Origin of the sequence: Embleya sp. NPDC005971, from assembly GCF_040629175.1 — a bacterium.
Taxonomy (GTDB): Bacteria; Actinomycetota; Actinomycetes; order Streptomycetales; family Streptomycetaceae; genus Embleya.
Genome location: NZ_JBEXUX010000038.1, coordinates 1 through 12739 on the forward strand (window position 1 = coordinate 1; position 12739 = coordinate 12739).

Annotated in this window: 11 protein-coding genes; 3 read left to right on the forward strand and 8 right to left on the reverse strand. The window is 72.3% G+C overall.

The window, feature by feature from the left end:
- Positions 1 to 159: 159 nt before the first annotated feature.
- Positions 160 to 858 (reverse strand): pyridoxamine 5'-phosphate oxidase, encoded by a 699-nt coding sequence (gene pdxH / locus ABZ374_RS29050; protein WP_360316316.1) that lies wholly within the window; start codon positions 856 to 858, stop codon positions 160 to 162.
- Between the two features lie 320 nt (positions 859 to 1178).
- Between pdxH and ABZ374_RS29055 the strand changes: the two genes are divergently transcribed.
- Entirely contained in the window at positions 1179 to 2288 is a 1110-nt protein-coding gene (locus tag ABZ374_RS29055) for a citrate synthase 2 (RefSeq protein ID WP_360316319.1), read from the forward strand.
- A gap of 82 nt (positions 2289 to 2370) precedes the next feature.
- Here the strand turns inward: ABZ374_RS29055 and ABZ374_RS29060 are convergent, their stop codons facing one another.
- Positions 2371 to 3219: a (2Fe-2S)-binding protein gene (locus tag ABZ374_RS29060; protein ID WP_360316322.1), complete on the reverse strand. Its 849-nt coding sequence runs from the start codon at positions 3217 to 3219 to the stop codon at positions 2371 to 2373.
- A gap of 200 nt (positions 3220 to 3419) precedes the next feature.
- Between ABZ374_RS29060 and ABZ374_RS29065 the strand changes: the two genes are divergently transcribed.
- Positions 3420 to 4367: a threonine/serine dehydratase gene (locus tag ABZ374_RS29065; protein WP_360316325.1), complete on the forward strand. Its 948-nt coding sequence runs from the start codon at positions 3420 to 3422 to the stop codon at positions 4365 to 4367.
- A gap of 90 nt (positions 4368 to 4457) precedes the next feature.
- Here the strand turns inward: ABZ374_RS29065 and ABZ374_RS29070 are convergent, their stop codons facing one another.
- Positions 4458 to 4889: a PPOX class F420-dependent oxidoreductase gene (locus tag ABZ374_RS29070; protein ID WP_360316328.1), complete on the reverse strand. Its 432-nt coding sequence runs from the start codon at positions 4887 to 4889 to the stop codon at positions 4458 to 4460.
- Positions 4890 to 4961: 72 nt separating this feature from the next.
- Positions 4962 to 7811, reverse strand: a complete 2850-nt coding sequence (locus tag ABZ374_RS29075; RefSeq protein WP_360316331.1) for an FAD-binding and (Fe-S)-binding domain-containing protein — start codon at positions 7809 to 7811, stop codon at positions 4962 to 4964.
- A 161-nt stretch (positions 7812 to 7972) separates the two neighbouring features.
- Between ABZ374_RS29075 and serC the strand changes: the two genes are divergently transcribed.
- Complete coding sequence (gene serC, locus ABZ374_RS29080; RefSeq protein WP_360316334.1) at positions 7973 to 9091, forward strand: phosphoserine transaminase; 1119 nt, start codon at positions 7973 to 7975, stop codon at positions 9089 to 9091.
- 70 nt (positions 9092 to 9161) lie between these two features.
- Here the strand turns inward: serC and ABZ374_RS29085 are convergent, their stop codons facing one another.
- The 4 genes from ABZ374_RS29085 to ABZ374_RS29100 form a co-directional block, all read right to left on the reverse strand.
- A complete protein-coding gene (locus ABZ374_RS29085; protein ID WP_360316337.1) occupies positions 9162 to 10190 on the reverse strand; it encodes a hypothetical protein in 1029 nt (342 codons plus the stop codon).
- A 204-nt stretch (positions 10191 to 10394) separates the two neighbouring features.
- Entirely contained in the window at positions 10395 to 10547 is a 153-nt protein-coding gene (locus ABZ374_RS29090; RefSeq protein ID WP_360316339.1) for a hypothetical protein, read from the reverse strand.
- Positions 10544 to 11323: a maleylpyruvate isomerase family mycothiol-dependent enzyme gene (locus ABZ374_RS29095; protein ID WP_360316342.1), complete on the reverse strand. Its 780-nt coding sequence runs from the start codon at positions 11321 to 11323 to the stop codon at positions 10544 to 10546. Before ABZ374_RS29095 ends, ABZ374_RS29090 begins: the two co-directional genes overlap by 4 nt.
- 108 nt (positions 11324 to 11431) lie before the next feature.
- The gene (locus ABZ374_RS29100; protein WP_360316345.1) at positions 11432 to 12736 is read right to left on the reverse strand and encodes an MFS transporter; all 1305 of its coding nucleotides are present in this window, start codon (positions 12734 to 12736) and stop codon (positions 11432 to 11434) included.
- Positions 12737 to 12739: the final 3 nt, after the last annotated feature.

Consider the following 12739-nt stretch of genomic DNA (forward strand, 5'->3'; position numbering starts at 1 on the left):
CTCGCTCGTGACTTCGTGTCCCTGCGCTTCGCTCCGGGCCACGAAGTCAACGTTTTGCGGCTCCGCCGCTCTCCGCGCTGCGCGCGTCGATCACCAGGGTGAGCCCGAGTCGGGGGCGCTGACGCGCCTGGGGGTGCGGCTGTCTGTGGGGGCTTGTGCTTACGGGCTCAGGCGTTCGACCTGCCATGGGGTGCCCTCGGGGCCCCGGCGTAGGTAGCGCAGGCGGTCGTGCATTCGGTTTTCGCGGCCCTGCCAGAACTCGACCTCGTCCGGGCGGACCCGGAAACCGCCCCAGAACTCCGGCGGCGGGATGTCGTCGATGCCCGCGAAGCCGGCCTCGGCCTCGGCGTAGCGCTTCTCCAACTGTTCGCGCCCGGACACCACCCGGGACTGCTCGCTGGCCCAGGCCCCGATCCGCGAGCCGCGCGGCCGGGAGCGGAAGTACTCGGCGGTGACCTCGCGCGACACCCGTTCGGCGGAGCCGCTCACGATCACCTGGCGGGCGAGCGCGTGCCACGGGAAGAGCAGGCTCACCGCCGGGTTCGCGGCCAGTTCGCCGCCCTTGCGCGAGCCGTAGTTCGTATAGAAGACGAAGCCGTGCTCGTCGAACTCCTTGAGCAGCACCGTGCGCGTGCTCGGCCGGCCGTCCGGCGTCGCGGTCGCGACCACCATCGCGTTCGGCTCGGGCAACTCGGCCGCGGCCACCTCGGCCAGCCACGCGGTGAACAACGGGAAGGGGGTCGGCGGCAACGCGCCGACGTCGATGCCTTCGCCTCGGTACTGCCGGCGCATGGCGGCAAGCTCGGTGAACTCCACGGACAACGAGTACCACTCGGCGCCCGTCGCCGGCACGGTCACCCCCGAGCGGGTGACAATCGGGGCGACCGAACCCGGCGGTTTGTGCCGGACCTCACTCGGTCCGGCGTGTTCCGGCGTAGGTCGTCTCGATATCGAGAGATATCCTGACCGACGGACTTCGATCGGCCCATACCTTCAGGCGAGGCACCATCCCGGCCTTGCCCGGACCGAGCGGAACACCTCCCCGAGACACCGGTGGACCCGGCGTGCGGAGCATGATCGGCACCCGGCGCCCCGGCCTCGTTCGGGGGAAGACACGGTGTGGCAGTGCGGGGTATGAAGGACCACAAGTCAGTCGAGATCGCATGAGGAGCCGCCTGATGTCCGAGTTCGTACCCGGGCTCGAAGGAGTCATAGCGTTCGAGACGGAGATCGCCGAACCCGACAAGGAGGGTGGCGCGCTCCGGTACCGAGGTGTGGACATCGAGGACCTCGTCGGCCACGTCTCGTTCGGCAATGTCTGGGGCCTGCTGGTGGACGGGGCGTTCAACCCCGGCCTGCCGCCGGCCGAACCGTTTCCGATCCCGATCCATTCGGGCGATGTCCGCGTGGACGTGCAGAGCGCGCTGGCCATGCTCGCTCCGGTGTGGGGTCTGAAACCGCTGCACGACATCGACGACGCCCAGGCGCGGGACGACCTGGCCCGGGCCGCCGTGATGGCGCTGTCGTACGTCGCCCAGTCGGCCCGCGGCCTGGAGAAGCCGATGGTGCCGCAGAGCGAGATCGACAAGGCACAGACCATCGTCGAGCGCTTCATGATCCGCTGGCGCGGCGAGCCGGACCCGCAGCACGTCAAGGCGGTCGACGCCTACTGGACGTCGGCGGCCGAGCACGGCATGAACGCCTCGACGTTCACCGCGCGTGTGATCGCGGGCACCGGTGCCGACGTCGCCGCGTGTCTGTCCGGCGCGGTCGGCGCGATGTCCGGCCCGCTGCACGGTGGTGCGCCCTCGCGCGTGCTGCACATGATCGAGGAGATCGAGCGCACCGGCGACGCCACGGCGTACGTCAAGGGCGTCCTCGATCGCGGCGAGCGCCTGATGGGCTTCGGTCACCGGGTCTACCGGGCCGAGGACCCCCGCGCGCGCGTGTTGCGGCGCACGGCCAAGGAGCTGGGGGCGCCTCGCTACGAGGTGGCCGCGGCGCTGGAGAAGGCGGCGTTGGAGGAGCTTCAGGCTCGGCGCCCCGACCGGATCCTGGCCACCAACGTGGAGTTCTGGGCCGCGGTGATGCTGGACTTCGCCGAGGTTCCGGCGCACATGTTCACCTCGATGTTCACCTGCGCCCGGACCGCCGGGTGGAGTGCGCACATCCTGGAGCACAAGCGCACCTCGCGCCTGGTGCGGCCGGCCGCCCTGTACATCGGCCCGGGCACCCGCCCGATCACCGAGGTCGCGGGTTACGACGACACGGTCCGCAACCTGACCTGAGGTATGAGTGCTCGACGCTCATCCGGAGCCCCGTCCCCCGCAGGGGGTGCGGGGTTCCGTCGTGTCCGCCGCGCGGCACCGGTCAGGCGCGGCCCTCCAGGATGGCCACCTGGCGGGCGTCGTCGGCGCGGGGGCAGGTGCCGCACAGGGCGTCGGGGTCGACGGTGTACCACAGACAGCACACGCTCTGGGTGCGGTTGCAGTGGGTGCGGCCCTCGGTGCCGCGCAGGGTGCGAAAGCCCGCGTCGCGCTTGAACCGGCCGGTGTCGCCGGGGAGCAGTTCGCCGAGTTCGCGGACCGCGCGCTCGCCCTCGGCCTCGCCGAGCATGCGGCCCAGATACCAGACGGCGCTCACCAGTTCGTCCGCCACCATGCCCCACAACACCCGCTCGCCCCGGCGCAGGTGCGGCCGGAAGGCGCCGAGCAGCGGCTCCAGGTGCGCGGACACCGTGCGCAACAGCTCGGCTCGCAGCGCGGCCTGGTCGGCGACCACGCGGGCGCCGGCGGCGCCCGCGTCCGGGTCGTCGGGCAGGCACGCGAAGGTGTTCGAGGTGACCGTGAAGCAGCGGTTGGACCGTTCGGATCCGAGGTCGATCCATACCTCGTCCAGGCTCACCAGCGGAACGCGGCGACCGAGGAACCAGGGCCCGGCGAGCATCAGGCACGCGTACCACGCGTAGCCGTGCAGGGCCCACATCGCGATCGCGTCGGCGCGTGGTTCGGCGTCGAGCGTCGCGAGGATGCGCCGCCGTTCGGCGGCCAGCGCGCCGGCGATCACGTCGGGGTCGCTCGCCAGCCGCGAGGCGTGCAGCAGGTCCGCTCCCGGACGCCCGGGCTCGACCGCGATCAGCGGGCACGCGGCCCCGAGCGCCCGGAAGGTCTCCGCGAACGCGGGGCACGGTGCGAGCTGCCGAAGATCGAGCAACGTCATGATCCGAAGGTAAGGCTTGCCTAACCAGGCTGTCCACATGATGCGCCCGAGAGTGCGATCACACGCCGCGACCCCACCCGGTCGGCCGATGCCACCGCGGGGCGCACGATCGCCTCGCGCGCCCTGCGCACGCGCTGCCGCCCGGAGGCGCGCAGCCGACGCGGGCCCGGGCGGGCGGCCAAGCCATAGGGTCGGGCGTCATGGATACCGCCACGCCCGAACTGACCTACGGCGACATCAGGAACGCCGCCGAACGCATCGTGGGCCAGACCCAACCGGTCACCATGATGCCGATTCACCCGTCGCCGCACGTGTGGCTCGCGTTGGAGTACATCCAGCACACCGGATCGTTCAAGGCCCGCGGCGCGGCGAACTTCACCACCGCGCACATCGAGGCGGGCACCATGCCCGAGGCCGGCGTGGTGATCGCCTCCGGCGGCAACGCGGGCCTCGCGTGCGCGTGGGCGGCGCGTGGCGCGGGCGTGCGCGCGACGGTGTTCCTGCCGGAGACCGCGCCGCGGATCAAGGTGGAGCGGCTGCGTACGTACGGCGCGGACGTGCTGCTGGTGGGCCGCGAGTACGCGGACGCGTTGGAGGCGTCGCGGCGCTACGCCGACGAGACCGGCGCGCTGTTGTCGCACGCGTACGACAACCCGCTGATCGCCGCGGGCGCGGGCACGCTGGTGCCGGAGATGGTGGCGGGCGTACCCGGGAAACTGGACACGATCATCGTCTCGGTCGGCGGCGGCGGCCTGTTCGCGGGCGTGGCGACCGCAGCCGAGGAACACGGGATCCGCACGGTCGCGGTCGAACCGGAACACTGCCGCGCGCTCAACGCCGCCCTGGAGGCCGGCGAGGTCGTGGACGTGCCGACCGACTCGATCGCCGCCGACTCGCTGGGCGCGCGCCGGGTCTCCCGCACGGCCCTGGCGACGGCACGACGCACCGGCGCGTTCTCGGTCCTGGTCTCCGACAAGGCCATCATCGAATCCCGTCAGGCCCTGTGGGACAACTTCCGCATCGTCGTCGAACCCGCCGCCGCCACGGCCCTGGCCGCCCTCTCCACCGGTGCCTACGCCCCGGCCCAGGGGGAAAAGGTCGCCGTCATACTGTGCGGCGCCAACACCGACCCGGGTGACCTGGTCTGAACCCGGCGCCCGACGCCGCACGGGCGGCCACCGCGCGAGCACGGTCGTGCGGTGGCCGTTTCGGTATCGGGTGACGATCCCGGGTCGGGCTCAGCCGAGGTCGGCGCCGTAGACGTGGTCGACCGTCATGGTCATCAGCACTCGGCGGTCGGCCACCATCACCGCGCGGTATTCGGTCCAGTTCGGGTGCTCGCCGGCGGCGTGGCGGTAGTAGTCCACCAGGGCCTCGACCTCCGGGCCGTCGGGCGTGGCCCCCGGCCCGGTCAGGGTCACCGTGCCCTCGGCGGTGGCCCATGAGCGGCCGTCGGGGCCGGTGACCTCCAGGGCGGCTCGTGGATCGCGGCGCAGGTTCGCCGTCTTGGCGCGGCCCTCGGTCATCGAGACGTAGAGGAGGCCGGTCTCGGGGTCGTAGAAGGGCATGACGGGGGAAAGCTGGGGGCGGCCGTCCGACTTGATCGTGGCGAGGACGCCGAGTCGGCTTTCCGCGAGCAGCGTGCGTGGGTTGAACGACGTGTCGGTCATGCCGATGCCAAGTCGCCGTCGCCCGCCGACATTCCCCGCCGCGTCCGGCCGGGTGACGTGGGCGGGGCCGACTCACCCGCCGGATTCCGCGCGCCCGGGGCCCGGGGGCAATGCGGCGGCCAGGAGTTCGGCCAGGTGCAGCGGCCGGCGGTCGCTCACGTGGGTGATCTGGGTACGGCAACTGAACCCGTCCGCCAGGGTCACCGCATCCGGCCCGGCGGCCTCCAGCGCGGGCAGCAGGCGGTCCGCCGCGACCGCGCGCGACAACTCGCCGTGCGCCGCCTCGTACCCGAAGTTGCCCGCCAACCCGCAACAACCGCCCGCGAGTTCGCCGGTCAACCCGGCGCGCGCACGCAGCCGGCGATCGGCCGCGTCGCCGAGCACCGCGTGCTGGTGGCAGTGCAGTTGGCCGGTCACCGGGCGATCCAGCACCGGCGGCGACCAGTGCGGCGCGTACTCCTCCAGGGCCTGGGCGAAGGTCTTGACCGAGTCCGCCAGACCGGCCGCGGCCGGGCCGAGCAGCTCGGGTACGTCGGTGCGCAGCGCCGCCGCGCAGGACGGTTCCAGGCCCACGATCGGCAGTCCGGCCTCGATCGCCGGCCGCAGAACGCGCACCGTGCGGCCCATCACCCTTCGGGCGATGCCCAGTTGCCCGGTCGAGACCCAGGTCAGGCCGCAACACACCGACCCCGGCGGCACCACCACCTCCAGCCCTGCGGCCTCCAGCACCTCGACCGCGGCGCGCCCGACCTCGGGCCGGAAACGGTTGGTGAAGGTGTCCGGCCACAACACCACGCGCGGTCGCGAACCACCCTTCGCACGCGGCCGATCGCGCCACCAGCGGGTGAACGGCTCGGCGGCCGGCGACGGGATCTCCCGAGTGCGATCGAGCCCGGCCGCACCGAGCGCGGCCCGGCGCAGCGCCGGCACCCGCGCCGCCGCGTCGATCACGCCCGCCAGACCGGGCACCGCACCCACCGCGCGGGCCCACAGCGGCAGGTTGCCCAGCACGTAGTGCGCCGCCGGCCGCAGTCGACCCCGATAGTGGTGGTGCAGGAACTCGGCCTTGTAGGTGGCCATGTCCACATCCACCGGACAGTCGCTGCGGCAGCCCTTGCAGGACAGGCACAGGTCGAGCGCGTCGCGCACCTCGGTGGAGCGCCAGCCGTCGGTGATCACGTCGCCGATCAGCATCTCGTGCAACAACCGGGCGCGTCCGCGGGTCGAGTGCGCCTCCTCGCCGGTGACCCGGTACGACGGGCACATCACCCCGCCCGAGGAGGTGTCCGCCGACTCGCGGCACTTGCCCACCCCCACACAGCGACGCACCGCCGCCGCGAAGTCGCCGCCGTCCGCCGGATAGCCGAACTCCACCGACACCGGCGTACGCGTCCCGGTGAAGCGCAGATTGCCGTCCACAGGGTGTGGACGAACCAGGATGCCCGGGTTCAACAATCCCGCCGGATCCCAGATCGCCTTGAAGGCGCCGAACAGTTCGACGATCTCCGGTCCGTACATCCGGGGCAGGAACTCGGCCCGGGCCTGCCCGTCGCCGTGTTCCCCGGACAGTGAGCCGCCGTGCGCGACGACCAGGTCCGCCAGGTCGGACGAGAACGCCCGAAACGCCGCGACGCCGCGGGTGGTGAGCAGGTCGAAGTCGATCCGGATGTGCACGCACCCCTCGCCGAAGTGGCCGTAGGGCAGTCCGCGCAACTCGTGCCGGTCCATCAGCTCGGCCAACGCGCGCAGGTACGCGCCGAGCCGTTCGGGCGGCACGGCGGTGTCCTCCCAGCCCGGCCACGCCTCGGAGCCGTCCGCCATCCGGGTCGCGGTGCCGGACGCCTCCTCGCGGATCCGCCACAACGCCCGCTGTTCCGCCGGGTCGGTGACCACCCGAGCCGGTCCGGAGCCGGCCGACGCGTGCGCCCGGGCCACCGCCTCGGCGATCGAGTCGCCGCCGAACTCGACGAACAACCAGGCCGCGCCGGGCGGCAGTTCGACCTCGCGGGCGGACGCGGCCAACGCGACCAGGCCCGCGCTCAGGCTCTCCACGGTCAGCGGCCCATACGGCAGCAGAGCGGGCGCCGCGTCCGCCGCGGCGAAGTCGTCCGCAAAGCCCAGCACCACCAGGGCGCGGGCCCGGGGCGCCTCGACCAGGCGCAGGCCGGCCCCGAGCACCACCGCGCAGGTGCCCTCGGTGCCGACCAGGGCCCGGGCCAGGTCGCGCCCGTGCTCGGGCAGCAGCCGGTCCAGGGCGTAACCGGAGACCCGACGCGGCAGGGCCGGGAAGCCCCGCCGGATCAACGCCAGGTTGGCGTCGGCGAGTTCGGCGAGCGCGGCGTGGATCTCGGCGGCGCGGCCGGTCGTGGGCACCGGCTGATCGCGGCCGACCCGCATCCGGGTGCCGTCCATGGTCGCGACGTCGAGCCATTCCACGTTGGCGCTCGTCCGGCCCCAGGCGACCGAGTGCGACCCGCACGCGTCGTTGCCGATCATGCCGCCGAGCGTGCAGCGGCTGTGCGTGGAGGGGTCCGGGCCGAAGGTGAGTCCGTGTCGGCCGGCCGCGCGGCGCAGGTCGTCGAGCACGACGCCGGGCTCGACGTGCGCGATCCGGTTCGCCGGGTCGACGTGGTGGATCCGGTTCAGGTGCCGGGCCAGGTCCAGGACCACGCCGTTGCCGGTGGCCTGCCCGGCGATGCTGGTGCCGCCGCCGCGCACGGTGACCGGCGCCCCCAGCTCGTGGCACACCGCGAGCGCGGCGAGCACGTCCTCGGCGTCCAGCGGCGCGACCACCCCCGGCGGCACGTTGCGGTGGTTGGAGGCGTCCATCGAGTACAGCGCGCGGGCCTGCGGGTCGAACCGGACCTCGCCCCGCACTCGTGCCCGCAACGCGTCTTCGAGGTCCCCGAACTGTGCCGTCACCCCGTCATCCTCGCGCGTGCCGGGCGCTCGGGTCGCCGGACCCGGTCGGGCGCGGCGGGTCGGCCGGCCGTCGAGACGGCGAATGCTCGCATGGTGGGCGGGATCGTCTCATTGTTCGGAATGCGCGTCACTCGCGAATCGGGCGCGACTACGCTCTTCGCGTGGCCGAGATCCAGATTCCCGCAGCGCTCATGCCCGCCGACGGCCGGTTCGGTTCGGGCCCGTCCAAGGTACGCCCCGAGGCACTCGCCGCTCTCGCGGCGACCGGTACCTCTCTCCTGGGCACCTCCCACCGGCAGGCGCCGGTGAAGAACCTGGTGCGCCGGGTTCGCGAAGGTGTCGGCAGCCTGTTCTCCCTGCCCGAGGGATACGAGGTGATCCTGGGCAACGGTGGTGCCACCGCCTTCTGGGACATCGCCGCATTCGGCCTGGTCGAGCGCAAGTCCCAGCACCTGTCGTTCGGCGAGTTCTCCTCCAAGTTCGCCACGTCGGTCAAGGCCGCGCCGTGGCTGGACGAGCCGACGGTACTCAAGGCGGAGCCCGGCACGCACCCGCTGCCGCAGGCCGAGGCGGGCGTGGACGTATACGCCCTGACCCACAACGAGACCTCGACCGGCGTCGCGATGCCGATCGCCCGACCGGCCGGCGCCGACGCGGGCTCGCTGGTGCTGGTCGACGCGACCTCCGCGGCGGGCGGCCTGCCGGTGGACGCGGCCGAGACCGACGTCTACTACTTCGCGCCGCAGAAGAACTTCGCCGCCGACGGCGGTCTGTGGCTCGCCGCGTTCTCGCCGGCCGCGCTGGAGCGCGCGCAGCGGATCGCCGCGTCGGACCGCTACATCCCGCCGTTCTTCGACTTGGCCACCGCGATCGACAACTCGGTCAAGGACCAGACCTACAACACGCCGGCGCTGAGCACGCTGTTCCTGCTCGCCGACCAGCTCGACTGGATCAACGGGCAGGGCGGCCTGGACTGGGCCGTCGCGCGCACCGCCGACTCGTCGAGCCGGCTGTACGGGTGGGCCGAGAAGTCCGCGTACGCGAGCCCGTTCGTGACCGACCCGGCGGCCCGCTCCCAGGTCGTCGGCACGATCGACTTCGCCGACTCGGTGGACGCCGCCGCGGTGGCCAAGGTGCTGCGCGCGAACGGCATCGTGGACACCGAGCCCTACCGCAAGCTGGGCCGCAACCAGCTCCGGGTGGCGATGTTCCCGGCCGTCGAGCCGGCCGACGTCGAGGCGCTGACCGCGTGCGTCGACTACGTGATCGAGCAGCTCTGATCCGCGTCCGCGAAGCCTGACGGGCCGCCGCCCCGGACCACCTCGGTCCGGGGCGGCGGCCCGTTCCCGCTCAGTCCCCGTTCCGGCCGCCCAGCCGCCGGTACGCGAAGAACAGCACTCCCAGGCCGACCACGGCCAGCAGCACCGGGCTGTAGGTCTTGGCCTTGTCCGCGACGGACTCGCCCCCGCTCTCGTCGCCGGCGGACGTGGTCGCGTCCGCGGCACCCCCGCCGTCCGAGCCGGAGCCGGGCTTGCCGCCGGGCGCGTTGCGCACCAGGTCCGGGCGGTTGTCGCCCTTGAGCTCGACCCGGCGGACCTGACTGCCCTTGCCCTCGCTGCCGAACAACAGCTCCTTGCCGTCCCGACTCCACGCCACCGATTCGCCCTGGCGCTGGATCGGCACGCCGACCCCGGCCAATTCCTTGCCGGGCGCGGCGAACACGGTCGCGGAGAAGTAGCCGCGCAGCACGAACCGGGAGCCGTCCGGCGCGAACGCGCCGTCGGTCACCGTCGAGCCGCCGGCGGCGATCCGCTTGAACGTGTTGACCCCCGTCGAGGAGAGCTGCTCGGGCTGCTCGTACAGGCCGCCCTCGCCCTCCTTGCTGGCGATGTACAGCTTGTTCGTCCGCGGATCCAGCAGCAGCGCCTCGGCGTCGCGCGGACCGTTGTCGTACTTCACCCGGAATTTGGTCGCCTTGACCGTCGCGTCGGCCAGCGTCGCGGGTTCGGCGAAGCGGTAGATCCACACCTCGGGCCATTTGCCGTGCAGGTTGTCGCCGATGTCGCCGACGAACACCGCCGGATTGCCCGCGTCGTCCTTGCCGACGGTGATCGCTTCCCAGTCCCGCGCGTCCACGCCGGACAGCGTGATGGTCGCCTTGGTGGCGCCGTCCTTGCCGATCGCGTAGATCCTGGGCGCGTCCGAGCTGTCGTTGTGCGTCCAATAGACGTCCGGGTGCCGCAAACTGGCCACCAGGCCGCTGGACTCGGTGATCCGCTCGTCCTTGATGGTGAACAACACGTCCGCGTCGGCCACCGCCGACGCCGGTATCGCCATCACCAGGGCGGCGGCGGCCGCCAGGGCTCCGAAGCCGCGCATCCCGCGTCCCACCCGGCCCCGTCCCACCCGCTTCACCCGTCCCGTCCTGTCATGGGGTCCAGCCTGCCGGCCCGGCCCCGATCACCGTCGAGGCGGCGGCACTTTGTGACAGCTCGGTCGCATACGTCGCGGATCGCCGTGCATCGGGGCCGGCCCCGGCGACGACGCGCGAGTTCGCGCCGCGCCGGGTCCGGCGTCGGTGCCTCAACGCATCAGGGCACCGATGATCACGGCGATGAGCAGGAGGGCCAGGGTGGCCGTGACGATGCGGGTTCTGGTGCGGGGATTCACGCCCCAGAGACTACGCGGCGCGGGCGCGCGGTCGAATTCCGGCCGGGCGCCCGCGCTCGCGGTCACACCATCGACACCGCCAGCCTGCGCCGGAAGGCGGCGAGCACGGTGCGGTCGCCGGTCTGCGAGACGACCGTGCCGGGGCGTCGGCCCCACAGGTAGAGCAACAGTTCGGCGGGCTCGCCGCTGACGGCCGCGTCCGCGAACCCCTGGTCGCGGGACATGGCCACGCCGGAGCGCTGCATGGTCAGCCGCCAGTGGTGCCGGTTGCTGTGCACGCCGATCGTGCGCCCGCTCGCGCCGTCGCGCGCGCTGCCGTCGTAGTGCGCCGGGAGCAGTACGCCCAGCACCTCGTCGATGCCGTCCAGGGACTGCTGGGCGTCCAGCGGTCCCGGGGTGCCGACGGCCATCTCGATGTCGGCGCGGTGCACCGCGGCCTCGCGCGCCATCCGACGGATCAGGAAGCCGGCGGTGCCCGGGTCGGGCCCGTCGCCGTCCACGCCCTCCGCCACGCCCGGGTCGAGGTTCTCCCCCTCGATCGGGTCGAGCGGGTCCCGCCGGGCCATCTCGGTCACGAGCGCCGCGTGCGCCCGGGTGTAGGTGTCGAGCAGATCCCCCTTGGTTGCGCTGCCCGCGACCGGGAGCGGGTCGCCCCCGACCGGGCGGTGCTGCGGGCGTAGTTGCCCGGCTGCATCGGTGTACATGAGCACGGAATGTCGTACGACGTCGGCGACCGTCCAACCGGGACAGGACGGTACCGGCGCGTCCATGTCCGTGACGGCCGCCTGGCCCAGACGGAGACCTTCCGCCTGGAACAGGTGCTGGAACCGCACGTAGTCCATCCATCGAGGATTCCAGCGTTTCGGGTGACGTGTCGATGGCCTGCGTCACCCCTGAGTGTGAATCCCACGTCAAGAAAAGGTGTGTCGCACACTCGTGCTGACACTCTGTCAGATCTTGACCACAGGATTACCGAACTCCGACCGTGTCGCCGAGACGGCGGGCTTCGCCGGCCGCATCGCCCGCACCACGGTGCTCGGCCGCAGCCGGATTCCGGCATGCCGGGCGAGCAGCACGCCCACCACGAGCGCCGCGGCCAACGAGATCAGGCCGCCCACGAGCAAACCGGTACGTGGCCCGAAGCTCTCCGCCAGCCACCCGGTCAGGGGGCCGCCCAGCGGGGTGCCGCCCATGAAGACGAGCATGTAGATGCCCATCACCCGACCGCGCATCGCCGGATCGCTGCCGAGTTGCACGGTCGAGTTCGCCGCCGTGTTGAAGGTCAGCCCGGCGATCCCGATCGGCACCAGCAGCAGCGCGAAGCTCCAGTAGCCGGGCATCAGCGCGGCGATCGTCTCCAGCAGTCCGAACACGATCGCGGCACCGACCAGCACCCGCAGCCGGGTCCGGCCACGCTTGGCCGCGAACAGGGCACCCGCCAGCGAGCCGACCGCGAACACCGTGTTGAGCAGCCCGAACGAGCCGGGTCCGGCGTGGAAGACGTCGTTGGAGAAGGTCGCCAGGGTGACCGCGAAGTTGTAGCCGAAGGTGCCGATGAAGCCGACCAGGGCGATCGCCACGAGCAGGTCGGGCCGACCGCGCACATAGCGCAGCCCCTCGCGGAGTTGTCCCTTCTCGCGCGGCACCACCGGCATCGTGCGCAGTTCCGACTCGCGCATGGCCAGCAGGCCGAGCAACACCGCGATGTAGGACACCGCGTTGACCGCGAACACCCAGCCGGTGCCGATCGCGGTGATCAGCAGGCCGCCGACCGCGGGGCCGACGATCCGGGCGAGCTGGAAGTTCGCCGAGTTCAGGCTGACCGCGTTGGCCAGGTCCTTGCGGCCGACCATCTCGATCACGAACGCCTGCCGCGCGGGGTTGTCCACCGCGGTGGCCATGCCCAGTCCGAACGCGAGCAGCCACACGTGCCACACCTGGACGGCATCGCTCAACACCAGCACCGCCATCACGGCGGCGAGCAGACCCATCACGGTCTGCGTACCGATCAACAACAGGCGCTTGCGGTAGCGGTCGGCGATCACGCCGCCCCACAGGCCGAACAACAGCATGGGCAGGAATTGCAGCCCGGTGGTCACCCCGAGCGCGGTCGCGCTGCCGGTGAGCTTGAGCACGAGCCAGTCCTGGGCGATGCGTTGCATCCAGGTACCCGTGTTCGACACTGTCTGCCCCGCGGCAAACAGCCGGAAGTTGCGGTTTCGTAGTGATGAGAAGGTGCCGGCTGTCGCCGCCACGGG

Coding starts and splice junctions, on each gene's coding strand:
- ABZ374_RS29055 (WP_360316319.1), top strand. CDS start 1,179: ATGTCCGAGTTCGTACCCGGGCTCGAAGGAGTCATAGCGTTCGAGACG.
- ABZ374_RS29060 (WP_360316322.1), bottom strand. CDS start 3,219: ATGACGTTGCTCGATCTTCGGCAGCTCGCACCGTGCCCCGCGTTCGCG.
- ABZ374_RS29065 (WP_360316325.1), top strand. CDS start 3,420: ATGGATACCGCCACGCCCGAACTGACCTACGGCGACATCAGGAACGCC.
- ABZ374_RS29070 (WP_360316328.1), bottom strand. CDS start 4,889: ATGACCGACACGTCGTTCAACCCACGCACGCTGCTCGCGGAAAGCCGA.
- ABZ374_RS29085 (WP_360316337.1), bottom strand. CDS start 10,190: ATGCGCGGCTTCGGAGCCCTGGCGGCCGCCGCCGCCCTGGTGATGGCG.
- ABZ374_RS29095 (WP_360316342.1), bottom strand. CDS start 11,323: ATGGACTACGTGCGGTTCCAGCACCTGTTCCAGGCGGAAGGTCTCCGT.